Below are 24,394 nucleotides of genomic sequence, written 5' to 3'. Positions count from 1 at the left end.
GGTCGCGCGGCGCACCTTCGCCCCTGAGCTCATGCTGTATGCGGCGGCACGGCCGGCGGGGAGCGACGGCGAGAGGGCGAGCGAGCCCGAGGGGGCTTCGGCGGGCGCCGCCCCGCGGGCTCGTCGCGCGACTCAGGCGTAGAACCTGTACACCGCCTGGGCGACGCAGGCGGGCTTCTCCGAGCCGTCGATCTCCACGGTCAGGTCGACGACGACCTCGACCCCGCCCTTGATCTCTTCCGCGGACACGACCCGGCCATGGGCGCGGACCTTCGCGCCGACCCGCACGGGAGAGGGGAAACGGACCTTGTTCAGACCGTAGTTGACGGCCATCGAGGCGCCCTCGACCCGCAGCAGTTCGCTCCACAGGGGGATCAGGAGGGAGAGGGTGAGGTAACCGTGGGCGATGGTCCCGCCGAAGGGACCGGCCTGGGCGCGCTCGACATCGGTGTGGATCCACTGGTGGTCGCCGGTGGCGTCGGCGAAGGTGTCCACGCGCGGCTGGAGGATCTCCAGCCAGCCGCTGTGGCCGAGATCGGCTCCGGCCTGGGCCTTGATCTCGTCGATTCCGTTGACGGTGAGGGGCATGGGGTACTCCCGGGTGCTGAGAGGGATTCTGTCGATGAAGGGCGATCGGTGAGGGGTGGTCAGTCGCCGAATTCGGACCGGATGACGCCCTTGAGCAGCTTTCCGGTGGCGTTGCGCGGCAGCATCGTGCCGCGCAGGAGGCGAAAGGTCCGGGGAATCTTGTAGCGGGCCAGCCGGCCGTTCAGATGGGCGAGGAGTTCAGCCTCCGTCGTGGTGGAGCCCGGAGAGAGGACGGCCACGGCCCGGCCGACCTCGCCCCACCTGGAGTCGGGCACGCCGAAGACTGCGCATTCGATGACGTCCGGATGTTCGAGGAGCGCGTCCTCGGCCTCGGCGGGGTAGATGTTCTCCCCACCCGAGATGATCACGTCCTTGAGGCGGTCGACCAGATGCACATAGCCGAATTCGTCGACCAGCGCCACATCGCCGGAACGGAACCAGCCGTCCTCGGTGAAGGCCGCGCGGCTCTCCTCCGGAAGATTCCAGTAGCCGGGCGTGACGTTCGGGCCCGAGACGACGACCTCGCCCTTCTCGCCCGGTGCCATGTCCTCGCCTGCCGCGTTCCGGACACGGACGTCCGTGAAGAAGTGCGGTACCCCGGCCGAGCCGACGCGGTCGAGGGAGTCGGCGCGGTCCAGGACGAGCGCCCCGGGCGAGGTCTCTGTCATCCCGTACCCCTGGACGAATGCCAGTCCGCGCTCCAGATAGGCGCGTGCGGTGCGAACGGGGACGGGTGCCCCGCCGCAGAGGAGAGTGCGCAGGCTCGACAGGTCAGCGGTGTCCCAGCCCGGCGCCGAGGCCATCGCGTCGTACATGGTCGGAACCCCGAACAGACAGCTGACACGGTGCTGTTCCACCAGTTCGAGCGTGCGGACCGGATCGAAGGAGGACTCCAGCAGGACCGTGCCGCCCTTGAGCAGGGTGGGCAAGGCGGTCATATTGAGGGCCGCCGTGTGGAAGAGGGGCGCGCTGACGAGCGCGACCTCGCCGCCGGACAGTTCCGTGTCGACGAGCACGTTGACGCTGTTCCAGATGATGTTGCCATGGGTCAGGACGGCGCCCTTCGCCCTGCCTGTGGTGCCCGAGCTGTACATGATCAGGCAGGGCTCCTCGTGCCCCACCTCCTCATCGATCTCCTCCGCCGAGGCGGCGGCGATCGTCTCCTCGTAGGCGAGTCCCGGACCGGCCGTCACAGCGATCAGCGTCGCGAGACGGGCCCGGTCCGCGAGCTCCACCAGGTCGGCGGCCGGCCGGTGGGCGTGGACCAGGACGCGGCTGCCGGAGTCGGTGATCTGGTGCGCCAGTTCGGGCACGGTGATTCGGGCACGGTGAGACGGGAGTTCAGCGGTACGAAGACCGCCCCGAGTTGCCCCGCTGCGAAAAGGGTTTCCAGGAAGGCCGGTTGGTTCGGGCCGAGGAAGGCCACCCGGTCCCCGCGCTCGACCCCCGCGTCACGCAGGGCATGGGCCAGCCGTGTGCAGCGGTCGTGCAACTCCCCGTAGGTGAGGCCGCGACCCTCGTGGAGGAGGGCGGGGCGGCGCGGCGTCTTGCGATTGCGCCGGGCGGTCCAGGAACCGATCCCCTGGTTGCGCATGGCTCACTCCTCCGTCAGACCGAGCAGCCGGGCCGCGTTCTCCTTGAGGATCTTCGGACGCACCTCGTCCTTGACCGGCAGCTTCGCGAAGTCGGCGAGCCAGCGGTCGGGGGCGAGCAGCGGGTAGTCGGACCCGAACAGCACCTTGTCCCGCAGCAGGCTGTTGGCGTACCGCACGAGCTGTGGCGGGAAGTACTTCGGCGACCAGCCCGACAGATCGATGTACACCTCCGGCTTGTGCGTGGCCACGGCGAGAGCCTCGTCCTGCCAGGGGAAGGACGGATGGGCGAGGATGATCCGCATCCCGGGGAAGTCGGTGGCGACGTCGTCGACGTCCAGCGGATTCGAGTACTTCAGCCGGATGCCGCCGCCCCCGGGCGCCCCTGCGCCGATGCCGGTCTGCCCGGTGTGGAAGACGGCGATCGCGCCGGCCTCCTCCATGGCCTCGTACAGCGGATACGCCATGCGGTCATTGGGGTGGAACGCCTGGATGTTGGGGTGGAACTTGAAACCCCGTACTCCGTACTCGGCGACCAGCCGGCGGATCTGGCGCACGGCTGCCCTGCCCTTGTACGGATCGACCCCCGCGAACGGGATGATCACGTCCGGGTGCTCCCGGGCCGATTCGGCGATCTCCTCATTCGGTACCGGTGCGGTGCCGGTGGCCGACTCCGCGTCGACCGTGAAGACCACACAGGCCATCCTCCGCTCGCGGTAGTACGCGGCGATCTCCGGCAGGGTGGGGTGGCGGTGCTCCGCCTTGAAGTACGTGCCGGCGGCGCTGTCCAGTTCGGCGGAGAGCGAGGTCGTGCCCCGCGCGGACACCTCGGCGTGGACATGCATGTCGATGGCGGTGAGCTCGGCCGGGTCCGGCCCACGGGAACCGCTCGCGGCCATGGTGCCCGTCACAGCTGGGGCGCCGGGATGCCGTAGGTCTGCTCGGACCGGGCGAAGACGCTCGGCCAGGCCGCCGCGACGGCGTCCGCGCTCCAGCCGCCGTCGGTGTAGGCCACGGTGACCTCCTGCGGGTGCGACCAGAGAGCGAGCTTGTCGCCACCGACGCCGATGCACTGACCGGTGATGCCGGCCGAGGCGTCCGAGGCGAGAAAGGCGATGAGGCCGGACACGTCCTCGGGGGTACCGAATCCCTCGCCCTTGCGCAGGCTGTCGGGGAACGCGGTGCCCTCCAGCTCCAGCGCCTCGACGTGCGGGGCGAAAGCCGGGATGGTCTTCGTCATCGCGGTGGCGGCGACCGGTATGACCGCGTTGGCGGTGATACCGGCGCGAGCCAGCTCCAGCGCCCAGGTGCGCACCATGGCGGCGATTCCGGCTTTGGCAGCCGCGTAGTTGGTCTGCCCGAAGTTGCCGCGCTGACCCGCGGGGGAGCCGGCGACGATCACACGCCCGCCTTCGCCCTGTTCCCGCATCCGTTCGACAGCGGCCCGGACGCAGGTGAACGTGCCCCGCAGATGCACCTGGACGACCGTGTCGAAGTCGTCGTCCGACATCTTCCACAGCACCTTGTCGCGCAGGACGCCGGCGTTGGTGACGATCGCGTCCAGGCGGCCCCAGCTGTCGACAGCCCGGGACACCAGAGCATCGGCGGCCCCGGTGGAACCGACCGGCACTACCTCCGCGACCGCGCGCCCGCCATCGGCGGTGATCTGTTCCACGGCCGCGGTGGCGGCCTTCGCGTCCACGTCGTTGACGACGACGGCCGCGCCCGAGGCAGCGAGTGAACGGGCGTAGGCCAGGCCCAGACCGCGGCCGCTGCCGGTCACGACGGCGACCTTGCCGGAGAGATCCATGCTGCTTCCATTCGTGAGGGAGGCCGGTGCGCGGGTGCGGTAAGGGCGACCACTGCGGAGACCGGCGGAGACCCCAAAATTAGGCAGAATTCAAACTGCGGTCAATAGAATGCCGAATATCCGCCTCGGGGGGAGGCGCGGCGCCTACGCTGTCCCCGTGACCCGACCTCACTCGCCCCAGGAACCGATGGACGCCGCCGAGGGTGGCGCACCCGCCAAGCCGCAGTCGCTGATGATGAGCTTCTTCGGTATTCACGTGCTCGGCCGTGACATCGCGCTCTCCTCGGCGTGCGTCATCGACGCCTTCGCCCGTGTGCGGGTGGGTGAGGACGCCGTCCGCTCGACGCTGACGCGCATGGTCGGCCGCGGTCTGCTGGAGCGGCATCGGCGAGGACGCCGGATGTACTTCTCGCTCACGGAGCGCGCGGCCGCTGTCCTGGCCGACGGGCAGGAGCGGATCTGGCGCGACGGAGTCGTCAATCGGGAGTGGGACGGCACCTGGACCCTGGTCGGCTTCTCGCTGCCGGAGTCAAGGCGCCGTGAGCGGCACGACCTGCGCTCACGCCTGGTGTGGGCCGGATTCGGGCCGGTGCAGAGCGGCCTGTGGGTTGCCCCGCGCCGAGTCGACGTCGCCCCGCTGGCGGCGGAGCTCGGGCTGGAGGATCACATCAGGGCCTTCCGTGGCGAGGCTGCGCCGCCGACCGAGGCCGGGTCTCTGTTGCACGCCGCCTTCGACGTCGACGCGATCGCCGTCGGCTACCGGTCCTTCATCGATCGGTGGGGCGGCTCCGTTCCGCCGGGCAGTGCTACGGACGACATGGCGCTGCAACTCCTGCTGCACACCGACTGGCTGGAGCTCGTGCGCGATGCCCCCTATCTGCCCGCCGAACACCTGCCCGAGGGCTGGCCGGCCGCACGCGCCGAGGAGCTCTTCCGTGAGCTGGCGCGGCGGTACGAGCCCGGTGCGTCGCGGATCGCGGACGAGATCCTGGACCGGATCGACCTGGCCGGCGAAGCTGTGACCGAGGGGGCCGCGGGCGACGAGCCCGAGGCCGGCTGATCTCTTATGACAACACCATTGACGTTATGCCCTCCAAACGGTCTGATGGCGGTACTTCGGAGGTCCGTTCCTCCGTCATCCGAAGGAGCCGCCTCATGGACCTCCTCATCTCGCTCCGGGGCGACACCAGCACCCGCTTCCGCGTGTTCTTCGACACGAGTCACCGCGGGAAGGCCGCTTGCGCCGCCGGCTGCACCGGACTCGGCTTCGGTGCCACGCGCTTCGGCGCGGAGGTCATGCTCGACCTGCTCGCGGGCGACCGCACCCGGCGCACCGCTCCGGAGCAAGCCCCTGCCCTTCCCGCCGGAGCCGGACTGCTCCCTGAGAATCGGCATCACCCAGTGGTCCCTCGCCCGCGCGGACGAGAACGCCGGTCGGTGCAACCTCTGTCTCAGGACCCTGGACCGCTTCGGTCTCGGCCTCGACAGCTGACACCGGACTCGGCTGCTGCCGGGAGCGGCCCGACGATGCCCGCAAGTGAGTCCGCCAAAGGGGCCGATGCCACGGCGCTGCTCCACGAGGGGTGTATCGCCGTCGCACCGTCGTCGCCGGCCGCATGGCCGAGGACGCGAAGGCCCTGGCGGGGTACCCACTACTCCATCGAGCGCGAGGCGCCCCGCCACTGACCGACACCATCAGAGAGGACCCGCATGACGGAAGACATCATCCGTACCAGCCACGGACCGGTGCGTGGCGAACGGACCGAGACAGGCGTCCGCTTCCTCGGCATTCCCTATGCCCGGCCACCGATCGGACCGTTCCGTTTCGCCGCGCCCGTCCCCCCGGAGCCGTGGGCCGAGGTCCTCGACGCCCGCGTGTACGGACCCACCGCGCAGCGCCGTCCGTTCGCCGAGACAACCACCATCCCCGAGCCCTGCGTTCCCGGGGAATCCATCCTGAATCTCAATGTGTTCACCCCGGCCCGCGCTGCCGGGCAGACCGGCCTCCCCGTCCTGGTGTGGATCCACGGCGGCGGCTTCGTCGCGGGCTGCTCGGCCAGCCCCTGGTACGACGGCACCGCCTTCAACCGCGATGGAGTGGTCCTGGTATCACTGGGCTACCGGCTCGGCATCGAGGGCTTCCTGCACCTGGAGGACTCGCCGGACAACCGGGGGGTGCTCGACTGGATCGCTGCCCTGCGGTGGGTACGAGAGAACATCGCCGCCTTCGGTGGGGACCCGGACAAGGTGACCGTCGCAGGCCAGTCGGCAGGCGGCGGCGCGGCCCAAACACTCCTGGCCACGCCGGCCGCGGCAGGCCTGTTCCGGGCGGCGATCTCGGCTTCGGGCGCGGTCATGCGACCGCAGGGCCCCGAGTTTGCGGCGACCGTCTCCGAGTTTTTCACCGCACGCACCGGAGTGCCCGCCACGGCCGCGGCGCTCCAGAGCCTGACGGCGGAGGAGATCCTCGCCCTCCAGGACGCGCTGAACGCCCCCGGTCCCGATCGCGATGCCCTCCCGATGTTGGTCCTGGCCCCCTTCGCCGACGGAACGCTGATCCCCGAACCCGTACCGGACGCACTCATCGCCGGTGCGGCGGGCCAGGACATCCCGCTGATGATCGGCTGCACCGCGCACGAGTTCAACGCAGTCGCGGAGGGAGAGGCTGGTCAGGCCCTCACCGACCAGATCTTCCGTGCACCCGTCCTTGCCCTCGCCGAGTCCCGGGCGAGCCGCGATCTCCCCACGTGGCTCTACCAGTTCGATTGGACCGCGACCGCACCCGCGTTCAAGGGCCTGGCCCACCACTGCGTCGACCTCCCCTTCGCCTTCGACCTTCTGGGTGCCGAAGGGGTCGGCAAGGCGTTGGGGGAGGCGCCCCCGCAGCAGCTCGCCGACGCCGTGCACACGGCCTGGGTCGCCTTCGTCCGCGACCTCGACCCCGGCGGGGCCTGGCCCTCCTACTCCACCGAGCGGCGCGAGACCCGTATCTGGAACACGGAGTCCCGCACGGAGCGCGACCCGCTCCGCTCCGTACGGGAGACCTGGCTGGGTGCGGAGACCTGACCACGGTCTTCGCCCCCCGTCGTCGACGGCCCGGCGTGTCCCCTTCAAGGCCGGCCCGGCCACGGCGTGGGCGGCGTCGGCGGCCGGGACCCCGCAGTGGACCGCCGTATGGAGCAGGGCCGCACCCATCTCGTCGGAAGTGAGGCCGTTGCGCCGAACGGCGGGGACATGCAGGGCCAACTCGTCGGGCGCCGACCGTCCGACGGTGCCCGGGGCGCCGCCTCCGTACACTCCGAAGGCTGCCAAGGTGACTGCCGCTCCGCTGAGTCGGGCTGGTAGTGGGGCCCGTACCGCATGGATCCGGTCGCGTGCGTCCAGGACCACTGAGCGCCGTGCCGGCCGCCTTGAGCCCGCAGGCGGTCGGCACGGCGCGCTGGGTGCGATCGAGGTCGGGTGAGGAGCAGCACGAGGGGTCGGGCGGCCAAGGGCATCGTTGCGGCGTCCATGATGTCCTGGCCGGCCTGGTGCACCGGCAAGCAGTACTGGCAGGTACACCCCGATACGTCCACAAAACTAACGGCCTCGCCCACGATTGGCAGTGGGAGAAGGAGCGGCGTCCGGGGCCTTCGAATCCAAGGCGGAGGAGGGAGTCGGATGGGGCCTCCCCTGCTCGAACGCAGCTGAGAGCTTGGGGAAGGAGCGTCGGCGACTGACGACAACGCCGGAGGCGGAGGTCCCGGACACCGCGACGCCGCTGACAATCGCGGGCGAGGCCGTAAGCATCTGGCTGCGCACTGCCGTCCGCCCTCATCGGCGAGGAGAGCAGGGGCGGACTCGCGACAGCCCGCTCAACTCCTATGCCACGGGCGACTGCCATGGCGTCCTGCTCGTGCGGTGCGCAAAAGGGGAGAACCGCCTATACGTCATCCCAGGCCATTGAGCTCATCCTCCAGCCGACAGGTGTCCGGACGAACTGGGTGGTCTTGCGACCGGATCCCTCGAACCACTCGCCATCGAGGGAACCGGACTTGCGGTACTCGCTGAATCGGTGCGCGATCGCCCCGAAAATCTCGGTCCGCTCGGCAACTTCCCATTCGGAGAACTCCGTCAGCGTCCCATCGGTGAGGATCTTCTCCCGGGGCTCGACGAACGCGTCGAGGTTGTAGATCACCGGCTCGTCCCCGACGTTATTGATAATCATTCCTTGTGGAATGAACACCTCACGGACAGCGTTCACGTCCGGCCGACTTCCGCCGGTGTTGGTGAACGCACCGAGGAAGGAGCGCATCAGCTGGTCGAGCTCGGCCTTGACGTCGGACATGGAGCCCCTCCCACAAGTGAAGCAACTGGCGCCTGATCGTCGCCCATTGCCGGCCTGTCGGCAAGGCCGACGTACTTGGCCCTGCCCCAGCGGCGGGGTAGCCCCCATGCACTCGGTGAACCCGGCTCCCGGGAGAGCGTCTGCCGCCGCGGCGAACCTCCAGCAGGCCGCCACGCACGACGACTGGGCGGTGGCCTGCTGCTTCCCTTCATGGGCGCCACCACGTCAATGGTGGTCAAGGCCGCAGCGACACAAAGGGGATCGTGAGCCGGAGCCGTCAGGGGATCGTGAGCCGGACCCGTTCCGTCACGACCGCCAGGTCCCCCTCGATCGCGGCAGCCGCCGCCGTGAGCGCGGGGAGCACCGCTTGCCGCACATCGTCCAGGGTGCCCCGGCTGGCGTGGGTGGAGACGTTCACGGCGGCCACCACCCGGCCGGTTCGGTCGTGCACCGGCACCGCGATCGAGCGCAGGCCCTCCTCCAACTCCTGGTCCACCAGGGCGTGACCGTCCCGCCGAGCCTGCGCCACGGCCTCGGTGAGATCGGCGGCATCGACCCGGGTGAACGGCGTCAGCGGCCGCACCGAGGCCCGGGCCAGGCGCTCGACCGCCTCCTGCTCAGGCAGACCGGCCAGCAGCACCCGGCCCATGGAGGTGGCGTACGCCGGGAAGCGGGTGCCGAGCGTGATGTTGACGCTCATGATGCGCACGGTGTGCACCCGGGCGACGTACATGATGTCGTCGTCGGCCAGCACCGCGACGGACGCCGAGTCGTGCACCTGCTCCACCAGCCGGGCCAGATGGGGCTGCGTGATCTCCGCGAAGGTCAGCCGGGAGAGGCGGGCGTAGCCCAGTTCCAGCACCGTGGGGAGCAGTGTGAAGCGACGCCCCTCACCGGCCGCGGCCGCGTACCCCAGCTGCTGGAGGGAGAGCAGCGCCCGGCGGGCGGTGGCACGCGCCAGGCCGGTGGCCTCCGCAGCGCCGGAGAGGGTGAGCCCACCGGGTGCCGAACCCAGGGCGGTGAGCACGGCCAGCCCTCGGGTCAGCGACTGCAGGAATTCCGGACCCAGCTCCGCCTTGGCGGCGCGTGAGGTGTCCGGGCCGCCGGATGCGGGCGGCGTGGCCGCCGGTGCGGGGGAAGCCAGGGCCGCCTCCATCCGCGCCCCGTACTCCCGCAGCCGGGGCAGGGCGTGCTCAGCCAGCGACCGAGCGCTGTGCCTGCTGGTGTGACTGACCACGCTGAGCGCGCACACGGTGCTGCCGTCGGGCGCGTGGACGGGGACTGCGACGGCGACCAGACCGGGCTCGATCAGCTGGTCGTCGACGGCCCGGCCGGCGTCCCGTGCGTCGGCCACCCGTTGCCGGAAGGCGGCCTCCACTTCGGCGGGGGCCGGTGGCGCCGGACGCGGAGGAACCGCGGGGAAGCCGATGTCGCGGGGGTCGTCGTGCAGCCGGGTGCGCCAGGCCGCTTGCTGCTCCGGGCTCCAGTCTGCGGCGAAGAGGGCCCCTGGGGCGCACCGTTCGGCGGGCAGCAGGTCGCCGATCTGGAAGGCCAGCGCCATGGTGCGCCGCCGGGTGGACTGGCTGATGAAGCGCACCCCGGCGCCGTCCGGCACCGCGAGGGAGACCGACTCGTCCAACTCGTCGGCCAACGCGACGGCGAGCGGTTCCAGGGCGTCGGGGAGGCCGGAGCAGGCGAGGTAGGCATTGCCCAGCTCCATCAGGCGCGGCGCGAGCAGCACGTCGCGGTCGTCCTCGATGCGCAGATATCCCAGGTGGGTGAGGGTGCTGACGATGCGGTCGACAGTGGAGCGGGCCAGGCCGGTGGCGCGGACCAGATCGCCGGGGCGCATCCGCGGCCCGGGGTGGGCGGCCAGGGCGCGCAGCACGGCCAGACCGCGCTCCAACGGTCCGACCGGGTCGCCGTCGGGTGTTGCGGCGTCCGTCCTGGATGCGGTCGCGCCATGTGGCATGCGGTCCTCCTCGTCGAGCCTCCGGGGTGTGCGGAAACCGTACCCGGCGGACCCTGCGGCCGCGCAGGGCGGCCGGGGCCCATGCTCCCGGTCCACCTGCGCCGACGGGTTGACCGGCGCCGGGCCCGGGCCACGCCTGCGGTGCGTGGCCCTTGTCCGGCCCCGCACCGCCGCTGCGTCCGCAGGAGTTCAATCGATGCGCAGGCCCGCGTAGTTCTCGGCGAGCTCCGAGGCCGCGTGCCGGGACGACGAGACGCGGTCCAGCTGCGAGACCTGGAGCCGGGTCTGGAATGCGCTCTGCCCCGGGTCGGTGTGCAGGGTCGTCGTCATGAAGTACGAGAAGTGCTCCGCGCGCCACACCCGCCGCAGACAGGTGTCCGAATACTCATCGAGCAGCTCGGCGGAGCCGCTGTCCTTCAGATGGGCGAAGGCCCGGGCGAGCACGACGACATCGGAGACGGCGAGGTTGAGCCCCTTGGCGCCGGTGGGCGGCACGATGTGCGCGGCGTCGCCGGCCAGGAAGACCCGGCCCCAGCGCATGGGCTCGGTGACGAAGCTGCGCATCGGCAGCACGGCCTTGGAGGTGATCGGACCGCGTGCGAGCCGCCAGTCGCGGTCGGTCGCGAAACGGGCGTCGAGTTCGTCCCATATCCGGTCGTCCGGCCAGTCGGCCGGGTCGGTGCCGTTCGGCACCTGCAGATACAGCCGGCTGACCGTGGGGGAGCGCATGCTGTGCAGGGCGAAACCGCGCGGCGAGTGGGCGTAGATCAGCTCGTCGCAGGACGGCGGGACATCGGCCAGGATGCCGAACCACGAGTAGGGGTAGACCCGCTCGAAGGTGCTCATGACACCGTCCGGGACCGCCCTGCGGGTCACGCCGTGGAACCCGTCGCAGCCCACGACGTAGTCGCAGCTGAGAGTCCGGTCCTGGCCCTGGTGGGTGTAGTGGATGACGGGCCGGTCCGTGTCGGCTCCGGCGACCGCGCTCACCTGGGCCTGGAACAACAGCGGGTCGCCGTCGGCCAGCTGAAGGGCGATCAGATCCTTGACGACCTCGGTCTGGGCGTACACCCATACCTTGCGGCCGCCGGTGAGCGACGGGAAGTCGATGCGCTGTGACCGGCGTTCCCAGCGCAGCTCGATGCCGTCGTGGACCAGACCCTCGCGGTCCAGCCGCTCGCCCGCACCCGACTCCCGCAGCACGTCGACCGTGCTCTGCTCAAGGATGCCGGCGCGCTGGCGCTGCTCGACGTAGGTGCGGTCACGGCTCTCCAGAACGACGCAGTCGACGCCGGAGTTGTGCAGGAGCCGGGCGAGCAGCAGGCCCGCGGGGCCGCCGCCGATGATGCCGACGGTGGTGTGGTCCATGGCGGTCAGTTCTCCTCTTCGAGAATGCGGTTCGCGATGGCGAAAGCGGCGTTCGCTGCGGGCACGCCGCAGTAGACAGCCGACTGGAGCAGGACTTCCTCGATCTCCGACGGGGTGAGACCGTTGCGCCGCGCGGCCCGCACATGCATGGCCAGCTCCTCGTGGTGGCCGTGGGCCACCAGCGCGGTGAGGGTGATGCAACTGCGGGTTCTGCGACTCAGTCCGGGCCGGGTCCAGATCTCGCCCCATGCGTAACGGGTGATGAAGTCCTGGAAGCCGGCGGTGAAGTCGGTGGTCCGCGTGATCGCCCGGTCTACGTGCTCGTCGCCGAGCACGGCGCGGCGCACGGCCATACCGGCGCCGTGCCGGGAGACGTCGTCGGCGGGCGGGGCGGCATCGGCCGCGAAGTGCCCCGACAGGGCTGCCAGGACGGGCACCGGACGCTCGACGTTTGCGAGGTGCGCGGCGTGCGCCACCTCGGTCAGGGCAGCGCCGGGGATGCCGTCCGCCAGCTCCCGGGCGTGCGCGACGGGCGTCGCAAGGTCCTCGCGGCCCGCGATGACCAGGGTCGGCGCGGTGATACGGGGCAGCTCGGCGCGCAGGTCGAAGCCGACGAGTGCTTCGCAGAGCCCGGCGTAGGCCCCGGGGTCGGCCGCGGACAAGCCGTCGACCACTGCCCTGGCGGCAGGGGAGGCCGCGAAGGACGGGGTGAACCAGCGGGCGGGGGCGGTCTCGGCGACCGGGCCGGTGCCCTCGGCGCGTACCAGTGCCGCACGGTCGGACCAGCCCTCCGGCGAGCCGAAGCGGGCCGAGGAGCAGAGGATCGCTAGCGAGGTGACCCGCTCGGGGTGGTGCACGGCGAGCCAGGTGCCGACGGCGCCGCCGAGCGAGATGCCGGCGTAGCCGAACTCCTCGATGCCGAGCGCGTCGGCGAGGCCGAGAACCAGCCGTCCGAGGTCGGCGACGGTGCCGCCGTCGGGCAGCAGTCCGGCCGGGGAGCCGCCGTGTCCGGGCAGGTCCCAGCGCACCACTCGGTGGGTCCGGGCCAGTGACGGGGTCTGCGGGTCCCACACGGCCAGCGAGGTGCCGAGCGAGGGGCCCAGGATCAGCGGCGGGGCGGAGTCCCGGCCGTCCACGCGATGGTGCAGCAGACGCTGCGCGGGGGCAGAAGTGCTCATGCGGTCTCCTCGTGCTGAGTGTGCGGGGCTGCCCGGTGGACGCCGGCCGGTCGCGGAGGGCTCACGGCCACCGGCCGGTGCGGGGGCTGCCCGGTTCCATCGATATCCGACGCTTCATCAGATCGCTTCCCGGGCGGCGCCGGTGCGGCGCAGGGCGCGGTCCACGAGGGCGCCCGCGGAGCCCGCGTACCGCGTGGGGTCGGTCAGTTCGCGCAGCTGGTCCGGCGGAAGGACACGGGCGATGCCGGGCTCCTCCCGGAGTGCCTCGTCGAGTTCCATGCCCTGTTCGACGGCGCGGCGGGAGGCCCGGGAGAGCATCTGCCCGGCCTCGCCCCGGCCGATCAATGCGGACAGCACCGCGGCGAGCCGCTCGCTGATGATCAGGCCGTCGGTGGCGTCGAGGTTCTCCCGCATCCGGCGCGGGTGGACGCGCAGGCCTTCGGCCAGTTCGGCGGCATCGCGGGCGGCTCCGCCGACGAGACGCAGGGCCTGGCGCAGTGGCTGCCACTCGGCGTGCCAGGCGCCGGCCGGGCGCTCGTCCTCGGCGGCGAGCCCGGCGTAGAGCATGGACGTGAGGGCCGGGACCTGCCGGGCCGCGGCGGCGATCAGCGTGGCGCGGACCGGGTTGGCCTTGTGCGGCATGGCGGAGGATCCGCCGCCGCTGCCCTCGGCGAGTTCGCCGATTTCCGTACGGGACAGCAGCAGGACGTCGGCGGCGAGCTTGCCGAGTGCACCGGCGGTGAAGGCGAGGGCGCCGCCCAGGTCGGCGACAGGGGTGCGCAGGCTGTGCCAGGGCAGTGTGGGCTCGGCCAGTCCGGTCTCGGCGGCGTAGCCGACGAGCAGCCGCAGACCCAGGTCCGGGCCGGGATCCGCGCCGCCGGCCTCGGCGAACGCGTGGAAGGCCGCCAGAGTGCCGGCCGCTCCGCCGAGTTGTGCGGGCAGCGTTGCCCGGACGGCCGCGAGGCGTTCGTGGGCGTCGAGGACCAGCGAGCGCCAGCCGGCGGCCTTGAGTCCGAAGGTGGTGGGCACGGCGTGCTGGGTGAGCGTGCGCCCGGCGATCGGTGTGTTCCGGTGCTCGGCGGCGAGCCGCGCCAGGGCGTCGGCCGTGCGTCCGAGGTCGGCGAGGACGGGTTCCAGAGCGCGGGCGGCGACCAGCATGGTGGCCGTGTCCAGGATGTCCTGGCTGGTGGCGCCGCGGTGCACATGGGCGGCGGCCTGCCGGTCGCGCCCGGCGACGGCCGCGGTCAGGTCCGCGACGAGCGGGATGACGGGGTTGCCGCCGGAGCGGGCGCGCAGCGCGAGATCCCGGACGTCGTAGCGGCCGGTCTCGGCGGCCGCCGCCGTGACGGCCTGGGCCGCCGTGGTGGGGGCGAGGCCCAGTGCGGCCTGGGCGCGGGTCAGCGCGGCTTCGGCATCCAGCATCGCGTGGACGTAGGCGGCGTCGCCGGTGGCGGCCTCGACCGGTGCCCCGGCCGGCCCCGGGGAGAGCAGACCGAGGTCCTCGTAGGCGTCAGTCGAAGGCAAGGAAGACCGTCTCCTCGTGCTCGCCGTCACCTTGCAACCGGATGTCGAAGCGGTGCAGTCGCTCCCCGTGGACGACGGCGAGGAGTGTGGCGCGTCGCTCGGGCTCCAGGCCGGACAGCAGCGGGTCGGCCGCGGCGTCGGTCAGGCCGGGCAGGTAGATCCGGGTGTGCAGATGGTGCAGCAGACCACGGGCGAAGACGATCACCGAGAGGTAGGGGACGCCGCCGGGCGGCAGCGTACGCAGCTCGTAGTGGCCGTCCGCGTCGGTCCCGACCCGGCCGAAGCCGGTGAAGCCGACGTCGCCCCGGCCGATGACCGCTCCGCTGACGGGGTCGCGGCGCAGTGACCCGGGCGCGCCGCGGCGTGAGCCGTCGGGTGCGGGCTGCCAGATCTCGATGAGGGCGTCGGGTACGGGAGCCCCCGCGCCGTCGTAGACGTAGCCGTGGACGGTGAGGGCGTCGGAGTGTCCTGCGGGCGCGATCTCGCCGCCCTTGGCGAAGGGCAGCGCGTAGCCGTAGAACGGGCCCACGGTCTGTGACGGGGTCGTGGACATCAGCGGCCCTCCTCGATCCAGGTGGCGGCCGGACCGTCGAGGACGATGTCCCAGCGGTAGCCGAGCGACCATTCGGGAGTGGACAGGTCGTGGTCGTACGTCGCGACGAGCCGCCGGCGCGCGGAGTCGTCGGTGACGGACTGGAGGATGGGGTCGTAGGCGAAAAGCGGGTCGCCCGGGAAGTACATCTGGGTGATCAGCCGCTGGGTGAAGGCGTTGCCGAAGAGCGAGAAGTGGATGTGGGCGGGGCGCCAGGCGTTGAGGTGGTTGCGCCAGGGGTAGGCACCCGGCTTGACGGTGACGAACTCGTACGCGCCCTGGTCGTCGGTCAGGCAGCGGCCGACGCCGGTGAAGTTGGGGTCGAGCGGGGCGGGATGGTCGTCGCGCTGATGGGCGTAGCGGCCCGCGGCATTGGCCTGCCAGATCTCGACCAGCTGGCCGCGCACCGGACGGCCGTCGCGGTCCAGGACCCGGCCGGTGATCCTGATCCGCTCGCCGAGCGGCTCGCCCTGGTGCCGGCGGGTGAGGTCGTGGTCGAGCGCGGTGACGTCGGTGACCCCGAAGACCGGGCCGGAGAGCTCCACGGCCTCGGGGTCGTGGAGGGCGACCAGCGGCTTGCCGGGGTGGCGCAGGACGCTGCTGCGGTACGGGGCGTAACCGCGGTCGGGGTGGCTGCGCGCGGGCGCGCCGGCGGCCACGGCCTCGGCATAGGCCTCGCGCCGCTCGGCTATCTCCGCGGAGATACGGCCTTGGGCCGGAGGGGTGGTCATACGAGGTTTCCTACCTTTCCAGGACCAGGGCGAGGCCCTGTCCGACACCGATACACAGGGCGGCGAGGCCGGTTCCGGAGCCCGCGACGGCGAGCTGGTGGGCGACGGCTCCGGCGATACGGGCACCGGAGGCACCGAGTGGGTGGCCGATGGCGATCGCTCCGCCGCGCGGGTTGACGACCGCGGGGTCGAGACCGGGCCATTCGGCCAGACAACCCAGGGACTGGGCGGCGAAGGCCTCGTTGAGTTCGAACGTGGTGAGATCGCCGAAGCCGCGGCCGGCCTTGGTCAGGGCCTTCCTGACGGCCTCGACGGGGCCGAGGCCGAAGTACTGCGGCTCGACAGCGGTGACGGCCGAGGCGCGGACGAGGGCCAGCGGCTCACGGCCGGTGGCCTTCAGGCCCTCCTCGTCCACGAGCAGCAGCGCGGCGGCGCCGTCGTTGAGCGGCGAGGCGTTGCCGGCGGTGACCGTACCGTCCGGGCGGAAGACGGGCTTCAGCCCGGACAGCGACTGCGGCGAGGTGTTGTCCCGAATGGTCTCGTCGCGGGTGAGGCCGACGCCCTCGACGGGCACGACCTCCCCGTTGTACAGGCCGTTCTTCCAGGCGTGGGCGGCCTTCTCGTGGCTCGCCACGGCGAAGGCGTCCTGCTGCTCGCGGGTGATGCCGTACCGGTCGGCGATCAGTTCGGCGCCCTCGCCGAGCGGGACGGTCCACTGCGGCTCCAGGCGCTTGTTGACCATGCGCCAGCCGATCGTGGTGGAGAACAGCTCCTGATTGCCGGCCGGGAAGGCACGTGAGGGTTTGGGCAGCACCCAGGGGGCGCGGCTCATCGACTCCACGCCGCCCGCGACGGCGACGGAGGCGTCGCCGACCGCGATGGCGCGGGCGGCCTGGATCACGGCTTCGAGACCGGAGGCGCACAGCCGGTTGACGGTGCTGCCCGGAACGGTGACGGGCAGTCCGGCGAGCAGTACGGCCATCCGCGCGACATTGCGATTCTCCTCACCGGCGCCGTTGGCATTGCCGAAGAACACGTCGTCGATCCTGGCCGGGTCCAGGTCCGGAGTACGGGCCAGCAGGGACCGCAGCACTCCGGCGGCGAGGTCGTCCGGACGCACGTCGGACAGGGCGCCCCCGTACTTGCCGACCGGGGTGCGGACGGCGTCGACGATGTAGACGTCGCGCAGCTGACGGATCATCGCGCGCTCCCTTCGGTGGCCGCGGCCATCCGGACCGGGGCGGCGGTGAGGCGCTGGATCTCCCCGGCGGTGACGCCCGGGGCGCTCTCCACCAGAACGAGGCCGTCGGCGGTGACGTCCAGGACGCCGAGGTCGGTGATGATGCGGTCGACGCAGGTCCGGCCGGTGAGCGGCAGCGTGCACTCCTCGACGATCTTCGGGCCGCCGTCCTTGGCGGTGTGGGTCATCGTCACGATGACCCGCCGGGCCCCGTGCACCAGGTCCATGGCCCCGCCGATGCCGGTGACCAATTTTCCGGGAACGGCCCAGTTGGCGAGGTCGCCGCGGGCGGAGACCTGCATGGCGCCCAGCACGGCGGTGTCGATGTGGCCGCCGCGGATCATCCCGAAGGAGAGCGCCGAGTCGAAGAAGGAGGCGCCGGGCAGGACGGTGACGGTCTCCTTGCCGGCGTTGATCAGGTCCGGGTCGACCTCGTCCTCGTAGGGGAACGGGCCGGTGCCGAGGATGCCGTTCTCCGACTCCAGGACGACCTGGACACCGGCGGGGAGGTGATTGGGGATCAGCGTGGGCAGCCCGATGCCGAGGTTCACGTACTCGCCGTCGCCCAGCTCGCGGGCAGCGCGGGCGGCCATCTCGTCTCGTGTCCAGACCATCAGGCCGACACCTCCCGGGTCGTGCGCTTCTCGATCTTCTTGTCCACGGCCTGTTCAGGAGTGAGCGCCACCACCCGCTGGACGAAGATGCCCGGCAGATGGACCTGGTCCGGGTCGATCTCGCCCGGCTCGACCAGCTCCTCGACCTCGGCGATCGTGATCCGGCCCGCCATGGCCGCCAGTGGGTTGAAGTTGCGGGACGACTTGTTGAAGACCAGGTTGCCGTGCCGGTCCCCTTTGGCTGCCCGGACCAGTGCGAAGTCGGTGGTTATACCCCGCTCCAGCACGTACTCGACACCGTCGAACACGCGGGTCTCCTTGCGCGGCGATGCCACTGAGACCCCGCCCGTACGGTCATAGCGCCAGGGCAGTCCGCCGTCGGCGACCTGTGTGCCGACGCCGGCCGGCGTGAAGAAGGCGGGGATGCCGCAACCGCCGGCGCGCAGCCGCTCGGACAGGGTGCCCTGGGGGATGAGCTCGACCTCCAGCTCACCGGCGAGGTACTGCCGGGCGAATTCCTTGTTCGCGCCGATGTAGCTGCCCGTGACCCGGGCGATCCGGCCCGCCGACAGCAGGACCGCAAGACCGCAGTCCATCGCGCCGCAGTTGTTGGAGACCACGCCGAGCCTCCCGACCCCGGTGTCGAACACCGCCTGGATCAGCGTGTTCGGTACGCCGCTGAGGCCGAAGCCACCGACCGCGAGCGACGCCCCGTCGGGGACATCTGCCACGGCCTCCGCGGCCGAGGCGACCACCTTGTCCATCCGCCCGCCTTTCAGCTGTGTTCGCCAGGTGAACTTAAGTTCGTATTGCTGCTTCATTCTGATCCCATGGCACCCGGTTCGTCAACGGCCCCGGACGTCGCGGTTTCCAGGCGCACCCGCCGCGTCGAATGAACGCGCCCGCGGAACGCCCGGCGTCGGCCGGGGTTCCGCGGGCGCGTCCGATCGCGTCACTCGCGGGGTGGGGCGGGGCGGGGTGTCAGTCGATCGCACCGGACAGTGCCGAGGCCTGCTGCGCGGCGGGCCCGCGCCGGGTGCGACGCGCCATCGGTACCAGACAGATCGCGACCGAGAGGTTCCGTCCGGGCGCCCGATCCGTGGTGATCAGTGGCGCAGGTCGAGACGGTGCACGCCGCCGTCGACGGTGCCGACGTAGAGCGTGCGGGCGTCGGGACTCGCGGCCAGTTTGGTGGTGTCGGTGTTCTGCAGGCCGGTTGAGATGTTGTGCCAGCTCAGACCGTGGTCGGTACTGCGAAGTACGCCGCGGCCGCCCTGCAGGAGACCACTGGCCCCGGAACCGGTGGTGGCCGCGTAGTACGTGTCCCCGACCCGGAGCAGGTCGGAGACATGGATCGCGAGAGGGCCGGTGTCCGCGGCGCGGAAGCTCCGGCCGCCGTCGGTGCTGACACGGACACTGTCGCCGCCGATGACGAGACGCCGTCCGTCGATGTCGATCGCGGTCACCGGGCCGTCGGCGACCCGGGTGACGGTCACCCCGCCGTCGTCCGACCGATAGAGACCGGAACGGTTGCCGAGCCACAGACGCAGCGGATTCGCGGGGTCGCCCGTGATGGTGTCGAAGGAGCGCTCGTGGTAGAGGTTCTTCCATGTCGCGCCGCCGTCGCTGGTGGCGAACAGCCCCTGGCCCAGAAGGCTTTTGAAGCTGACCATGACCCGGTTCGGATCGGCGGGGTGGACCAGGAGCGCCGTCGGCACCTCCCCGGAACTGCCCCTCTCCTTCCAGGTGGCACCGCCGTCGCCGCTGCGCTCGACGGTGAACGAGCCGAACGCGGTGCGCCGGACCTTCCAGATCACCTTCGGATCCTTGGCCGACACGGCGAGTTGCGGGACGGTGACCCCCCTCATGCCCTCGCCGCCCGACCGGCCCCAATCCGGGCTCGCGACGGGAAGGGCGGTGCGGTAGATCGCGCTGTCGGTGGCGGCGAGCAGATGACCGTCACTGACCGCGAGATCGTTGACGGTCAGTCCCTGTACGCCGATCCGCCGGTATCCGGTGCCGTCCGCGGCACCCCGGTAGACACCGTCCTGCTCACTGGAGACGGTGACGGAACCGTCGGCCCAGCGGTCGTAGTCCACCGGCAGTGCCGCGCGCGACGGCACGGCGATCGTCGTCCACGTCTGCCCGTGGTCGCGGCTCAGACGGCTGCTGCCGGATGTCGTGCTCAGGTACAGATCGCCACCCGAGACGGTCAGGCGGAGGCCGCCTTCCGCCATCGGCAGCAGGGTGGACCAGGTCTTCCCGCCGTCACGGGAACCGACAACTCCGGTGCCCATGACGTACACCGCCACGACCGAGGAGTCCACGGCCGGCCCGCCGACGGTCCCGCCGGACGGGTCGAAGAGCAGGCGTGCCCCGCCGGGGTTGCCCGAGCCGATGCCGGAGCGGGCCCAGACGCCGTGATACGTCGTCATATAGAGGGTGTCACCAGTGACGGCGGCGCCGGTGATGCCGCCGGTGACGCCGGTGGGGTACGTCGTCCAGTGGTCGCCCGCGTCCGTGCTGACCAGGAGTGCGTCCGAGGTGACCGCGACCAGGGTGCGGGTCCGTTCATCGGCGGCGAGCGCCGCGATGCGGGTGTCCGGGACGTCGAGCGTGCGCCAGGTCCGCCCGTTGTCATCGGTGCGCAGGATGGAGCCCCGGCGACTGCCGTCGTGAACGCTGTTCACGGCGTACCACCAGCGGTCGGGATTCTTCGCGTCCACCACGAGCGGACCCGTGCCGTCCGCGACGGGCAGGCGTCCCAATTGGCGCCAGGAGGCGCCGTTGTCGGTGGTCAGCCAGGGAGCCGCCTTCTGGTATTGGGTGAGGACGGCCTGCTTCGGCCGGCTGGGCGAGAGGGCGATGGAGCCGGCCTCGCTGTTGGGCCCCACCGGCTTCCAGCGGTTGTGGCGGCTGTCGACCGGGGTGACCTCGAAGGCGCCGGCGCCGGTGAGCCGCTGCCCGGTACCGGCGGTTCCGCGTACCGAGACCCGGTAGGCCCCGGCCACGCTGCCGGTCACCTCGGCCCGGTAGTAGCCACTGGCGGAATCCAGGGTGGACGTGACCTCGACGGCCTTGCCGCGAGGCGGGGTGACGGTGACGACGGGTGGTGCGGCCAGCCGGGTCGGCGGGGCGATGTGCACCGTCGAGTGACCGTCGCTCGGGTCGGGTGCGGCCTGGACGGCCAGGTACCGGACGGCGAGCAGATAGGGCACGTGGATCGCCGGCCCCCGGTCGGGAGTTGCCGTGAGACGGCCGCTGATCTCGGTGTCGGCCGCCGGCCGGGCCACGCGCAGCGAGACCGTGACGGTCGCGGTCTGCCCGGCCGGGATGGTGACCCGCTTCGGCGAGACCGTGGCCCGGCCGTCGATCCGCAGCGTGGTCGTGGCCTGCCGCTTGCCGGAGTTCCGCAGCGTCACCTTCGCGGTGCCGCCGACCCGCTGGCCGGACAGGTCGGCGAGTCCGAAGGACACCGAAGCCGGCGCGGCGCCGACCGTGGCCGAGGCGGCCGCGGCCACATCGAGCCGGCCCGAGCCCTGCGTCGTGGGCCCGCTGCCGCTCAGCGGCTTCGTGGTGCCGACCAACGCGGCCTTGATCTCGGCGGGCGTCCGGCCGGGATGCAGCTGGCGCAGCAGGGCCGCAGCGCCGGCGACGTGCGGGGTCGCCATCGATGTGCCCGACATGCGGTACTGGCCGGGCCCGTACAGCGACTTGGGCACGGTGGAGCGGATCTCCACGCCCGGCGCGACCAGATCGGGCTTCAGACCGAAGCCCTGAGCGGGACCGCGTGAGGAGAACGAGGCGATCCGGTCGGTGGTGTCGGTGCCGCGCAGCGTCACCGAGACCTTCCCGGCGGCGAGCCGGGTGCTCAGCTCCTGGTACTGGGTCGAGTCGATGCCCATGACCACCAGGCGGTCCATGCGCAGCGAGTCGCCGGAGGCGTCGATCCGTCCGGGCGACGACGGCACCTGGGCCACCCCCGGCTCGGGGCGCACCTCCGGCGGCCGGACCTCTCCCGGTGCTCCGGCGACGAACACCGGGCCGCTGTTGGAGGGCAGGCCGGCCAGCACGGCGAGCGCGCCGCGCTTCTCCGCCTCCTTCGCCCACTCCACGGCGCTCGCCGTCAGGTACCGGGTGTCGGAGGCGATGAGCATCTGCGCCCGTACGATCTTTCCGCGTACGTCGCCGACCCGCTTCCAGTCCTCGGCGGTGCCCTCGCCGACATCGACGAGCGGTGCCGTGACGGGGTGCTCCGGCGGGTTCGCGGACAGGATGCCGCGGTAGGTCTGGATCAACTCGGGTTTCTTACCGGCCAGATAGGCGCTGGGCAGCCGCAGATTGCTTGTCGACGCGCCGACCGCGACCACACCGTCGGCCACTGCGGGGCTGCTGACCGTACCCGTGCCCGGTCCGTCGTTGCCGGCCGCGGCCACCACGACCACACCGGCTCGTACGGCCGCGGTCGCGGCGCGGCCCAGTGGGTCGGTGCCGTCACCGGGGCCGCCGAGGCTCATGTTGATGACATCGGCGCGGTGCGGGTTGGCCGGATCGGAGGCTGCCTCGATTCCGGCGATGATGTCCGACGTGTATCCGGAGCCGTCGGCGTCCATCACCTTGTAGGCCAGCAGATTCGCGCCGGGCGCCACGCCGGTGACGCCGCCCTTCTCAGCCGCCTTGCCCGCGATGATGCCGGCGACGTGGGTGCCGTGGCCGTTGTCGTCCATCGGATCCTCGTCACCGTTGACGAAGTCGTGCCCGCCGACGACCTTGTGCCCCTTGCCGAGTCCGCCACCCAGGTCGGGGTGGGTGTAGTCCACACCGCTGTCCAGGATCGCGACGGTGGCCCCCTTGCCGGTGACACGGCTTCCGGCCGGGTCCTTGCGCTGCCAGACGCCGGGTGCGCCGATCAGCGGCACGCTCACGTCCGTCTTCGTCAGAACCCGGGTGTCGGGGCGGACGGCGGTGACGCCCGGCAGCGAGGACAGCCGCCCCACCTCGGACGCGGGCACCGTCATGGCCACGGCATCGATGAGCAGACCCAGTTTGCGGGTCGCCGAAGGGTGCAGCCCGGCGCTCCTCGCCGAGCCGAGGAACGTCTCCTGCCGCGCGTCGAGCGCGCGGCGGGCGGTGCCGACGCCGCGGGCGGCCTCGGCGGACAGCAGCGATCCACCGGGCGCGGCGGTGACCGCTGGGTTCCCGGACAGTTCGACGAGCACTCGTTGCGACGGGTCGGGCGTGGACGCGTTGGCGGCACCCGGTGTCGCCGCCAACGTGCCGGCGAGAACAACGGCGGCGAGGGCGGCATGACGCGATCTTCGTGACTTCATTGCCATGCGTAAAGGTCCTAGTGGTGAAGGCACTTGCCGCACAACCGATCTCCGTGGCCCATTGCTGTCGCTGGCACAACTGGGCCACCATCCGTCCATGACTCCCGAGACACCGCAACTCACGGCGGCAGGCATCGATCCGTTCGACGAGAGCGTCTACCGCGCCGTTCTGACCCGGCGGACGGCGGCGCCTGCCGAACTCACCGCGGATCTCGACTGTTCGGCCGAGCGCGTTGCCAGGGCGCTGGACCGGCTCCGCGACCACGGCCTGGTCGGTCGGCTCGCCGGCTCCCGCCGCCGGTACGCCGCGATCGAGCCGGGCGCCGCCGTCGAGGCGCTGGTACGGGCCAGAAGCAACGAGCTGGAGCGGGTCCGTTCGGCGGCCGACGAGCTGTCCCGGCTGTTCGCCGCCGCGCGAACCGGCGCGACCTGTGAGGACGAGGTGGAGATCACCACCGGCAGTGAGGCGCTCGGCCGCTGGTTCGTCCGCCTTCAGCAGGAGGCCCACGAGGACGTGATGACCCTGGACCGGCCGCCGTACGCCCTGACGACCTCCAACCCGGTGGAGGCGACGGCGCTCGGGCGCGGCGTACGGTACCGCGCGGTCTACGCCCCCGAGGCCCTGGAATGGCCGGGCGTCCTCGACGACATCCGCGAGCTGGTCCGGCACGGCGAACAGGCCCGCGTCCTGCCCGGCCTGGGCATCAAACTCGCCATCGCCGACCGCAAGCTCGCCCTGATGCCGCTCTCCCTCGACCTCGACGACGTCCGCGCCGCGGTGATCCGCCCGTCCACCCTGCTCGATGCCCTCACCGGCTACTGGGAAATGTGCTGGAAGCAGGCCCTGCCCCTCAACGCCCCCGCGGAGGACCCCCTCGGTGAGGAGGACCGACTCGTGCTCACCCTCCTGGTCAGCGGCCTCAAGGACGAGGCGATAGCCCGTCAGCTCGGCTGGTCCGTCCGCACCATGCGCCGCCGCATCAGCCGCCTGCATGACCTCCTCGGCGCCGCCAACCGCTTCCAGGCCGGAGTGATCGCGGCCCGCCGGGGCTGGTTGTGAGACAGCACGCCGGCAGCAGGTGGGGCGGCAATGAGGGGATGTGGTCTCGGCGCGCGTTCCATGCCTGCACAATTCGCGCAGGACGGCAGCCACCAGGTCGCCCTCGTCCGCCTCGGGCGCTGACCGCTGGAGCACACCTTCAGCACGCGGGGCTCTCCTTCGCAGGCCCCACGCACGTTTCCATCGCGCGGGCACTGCGCACCCGGAGCCTCCCGTCAAGGTCAGCGCGATGTCAGGAGTCGTACTCGCTCCGGGCATCGTTCATGACCTGCGGGGGCCGGGTCCGGGATGACGGGAGCCGCGCGGGGGCCGTGCACGTAGCAGGCGGGTGAACCGCCGGATCGCCTCCCACTGACTGGACCTGGTGGCTCTTAGCTTGACTCTGTCGGGGATCTTGGAGTTGCCGAGGTCAGCTGCCCAGGGTTCGCCAGGACCTCGGCCGGGGGATCGTGTGCTGATCGAGGTAGT

General features: G+C 71.6%; 17 protein-coding genes and 3 pseudogenes. 4 read left to right on the top strand and 16 right to left on the bottom strand.

The window, feature by feature from the left end:
- Positions 1-132 precede the first annotated feature (132 nt).
- The 4 genes and pseudogenes from ABZ826_RS12000 to ABZ826_RS11985 form a co-directional block, all read right to left on the bottom strand.
- Complete coding sequence (locus ABZ826_RS12000) at positions 133-588, bottom strand: MaoC family dehydratase (RefSeq protein ID WP_361446077.1); 456 nt, start codon at positions 586-588, stop codon at positions 133-135.
- A 59-nt stretch (positions 589-647) separates the two neighbouring features.
- Positions 648-2,182 (bottom strand): annotated as a pseudogene (locus ABZ826_RS11995) (long-chain fatty acid--CoA ligase).
- 3 nt (positions 2,183-2,185) lie between these two features.
- Positions 2,186-3,079: an amidohydrolase family protein gene (locus ABZ826_RS11990; RefSeq protein ID WP_361446075.1), complete on the bottom strand. Its 894-nt coding sequence runs from the start codon at positions 3,077-3,079 to the stop codon at positions 2,186-2,188.
- Positions 3,080-3,087: 8 nt separating this feature from the next.
- On the bottom strand, positions 3,088-3,990 hold the full coding sequence (locus tag ABZ826_RS11985; RefSeq protein ID WP_361446073.1) for an SDR family NAD(P)-dependent oxidoreductase: 903 nt from the start codon (positions 3,988-3,990) through the stop codon (positions 3,088-3,090).
- Positions 3,991-4,147: 157 nt separating this feature from the next.
- On the opposite strand from ABZ826_RS11985, the gene ABZ826_RS11980 reads away from it, so the two are divergent.
- The 3 genes and pseudogenes from ABZ826_RS11980 (at position 4,148) to ABZ826_RS11970 (ending at position 7,056) form a co-directional block, all read left to right on the top strand.
- On the top strand, positions 4,148-5,050 hold the full coding sequence (locus ABZ826_RS11980) for a PaaX family transcriptional regulator C-terminal domain-containing protein (protein ID WP_361446071.1): 903 nt from the start codon (positions 4,148-4,150) through the stop codon (positions 5,048-5,050).
- Positions 5,051-5,172: 122 nt separating this feature from the next.
- Positions 5,173-5,482 (top strand): annotated as a pseudogene (locus ABZ826_RS11975) (FAD-dependent oxidoreductase); the annotation flags it as partial.
- Positions 5,483-5,700: 218 nt separating this feature from the next.
- On the top strand, positions 5,701-7,056 hold the full coding sequence (locus tag ABZ826_RS11970; protein ID WP_361446069.1) for a carboxylesterase family protein: 1,356 nt from the start codon (positions 5,701-5,703) through the stop codon (positions 7,054-7,056).
- 57 nt (positions 7,057-7,113) lie between these two features.
- Here ABZ826_RS11970 and ABZ826_RS11965 read toward each other — a convergent pair.
- The 12 genes and pseudogenes from ABZ826_RS11965 to ABZ826_RS11910 form a co-directional block, all read right to left on the bottom strand.
- Positions 7,114-7,242 (bottom strand): annotated as a pseudogene (locus ABZ826_RS11965) (carboxymuconolactone decarboxylase family protein); the annotation flags it as partial.
- A gap of 670 nt (positions 7,243-7,912) precedes the next feature.
- Complete coding sequence (locus ABZ826_RS11960; protein WP_361446068.1) at positions 7,913-8,317, bottom strand: DUF4440 domain-containing protein; 405 nt, start codon at positions 8,315-8,317, stop codon at positions 7,913-7,915.
- Positions 8,318-8,594: 277 nt separating this feature from the next.
- Complete coding sequence (locus ABZ826_RS11955) at positions 8,595-10,289, bottom strand: IclR family transcriptional regulator C-terminal domain-containing protein (RefSeq protein WP_361446066.1); 1,695 nt, start codon at positions 10,287-10,289, stop codon at positions 8,595-8,597.
- A gap of 189 nt (positions 10,290-10,478) precedes the next feature.
- Complete coding sequence (locus ABZ826_RS11950; protein WP_361446064.1) at positions 10,479-11,657, bottom strand: 4-hydroxybenzoate 3-monooxygenase; 1,179 nt, start codon at positions 11,655-11,657, stop codon at positions 10,479-10,481.
- A gap of 5 nt (positions 11,658-11,662) precedes the next feature.
- A complete protein-coding gene (gene pcaD / locus ABZ826_RS11945; RefSeq protein ID WP_361446062.1) occupies positions 11,663-12,835 on the bottom strand; it encodes a 3-oxoadipate enol-lactonase in 1,173 nt (390 codons plus the stop codon).
- A 117-nt stretch (positions 12,836-12,952) separates the two neighbouring features.
- A complete protein-coding gene (pcaB, locus tag ABZ826_RS11940) occupies positions 12,953-14,359 on the bottom strand; it encodes a 3-carboxy-cis,cis-muconate cycloisomerase (protein WP_361446060.1) in 1,407 nt (468 codons plus the stop codon).
- Complete coding sequence (gene pcaG, locus ABZ826_RS11935; RefSeq protein ID WP_361446058.1) at positions 14,346-14,912, bottom strand: protocatechuate 3,4-dioxygenase subunit alpha; 567 nt, start codon at positions 14,910-14,912, stop codon at positions 14,346-14,348. Before pcaG ends, pcaB begins: the two co-directional genes overlap by 14 nt.
- Positions 14,912-15,682 (bottom strand): protocatechuate 3,4-dioxygenase subunit beta, encoded by a 771-nt coding sequence (gene pcaH, locus ABZ826_RS11930; protein WP_361446056.1) that lies wholly within the window; start codon positions 15,680-15,682, stop codon positions 14,912-14,914. Before pcaH ends, pcaG begins: the two co-directional genes overlap by 1 nt.
- Positions 15,683-15,692: 10 nt before the next feature.
- A complete protein-coding gene (locus ABZ826_RS11925; RefSeq protein ID WP_361446054.1) occupies positions 15,693-16,883 on the bottom strand; it encodes a thiolase family protein in 1,191 nt (396 codons plus the stop codon).
- Entirely contained in the window at positions 16,880-17,536 is a 657-nt protein-coding gene (locus ABZ826_RS11920; protein WP_361446052.1) for a CoA transferase subunit B, read from the bottom strand. The genes ABZ826_RS11925 and ABZ826_RS11920 overlap by 4 nt, the downstream gene beginning before the upstream one ends.
- Positions 17,536-18,300: a CoA transferase subunit A gene (locus tag ABZ826_RS11915; RefSeq protein ID WP_361446050.1), complete on the bottom strand. Its 765-nt coding sequence runs from the start codon at positions 18,298-18,300 to the stop codon at positions 17,536-17,538. The genes ABZ826_RS11920 and ABZ826_RS11915 overlap by 1 nt, the downstream gene beginning before the upstream one ends.
- A gap of 342 nt (positions 18,301-18,642) precedes the next feature.
- Positions 18,643-22,872 (bottom strand): S8 family serine peptidase, encoded by a 4,230-nt coding sequence (locus tag ABZ826_RS11910; RefSeq protein ID WP_361446048.1) that lies wholly within the window; start codon positions 22,870-22,872, stop codon positions 18,643-18,645.
- Between the two features lie 91 nt (positions 22,873-22,963).
- On the opposite strand from ABZ826_RS11910, the gene ABZ826_RS11905 reads away from it, so the two are divergent.
- Positions 22,964-23,926, top strand: coding sequence for a helix-turn-helix domain-containing protein (locus ABZ826_RS11905; RefSeq protein WP_361446046.1), 963 nt, complete (start codon positions 22,964-22,966; stop codon positions 23,924-23,926).
- Positions 23,927-24,394 lie beyond the last annotated feature (468 nt).

This window comes from Streptomyces sp. NPDC047515, assembly GCF_040643055.1.
Lineage (GTDB): Bacteria > Actinomycetota > Actinomycetes > Streptomycetales > Streptomycetaceae > Streptomyces.
This window is presented reverse-complemented; position numbering and strand designations above follow the sequence as displayed.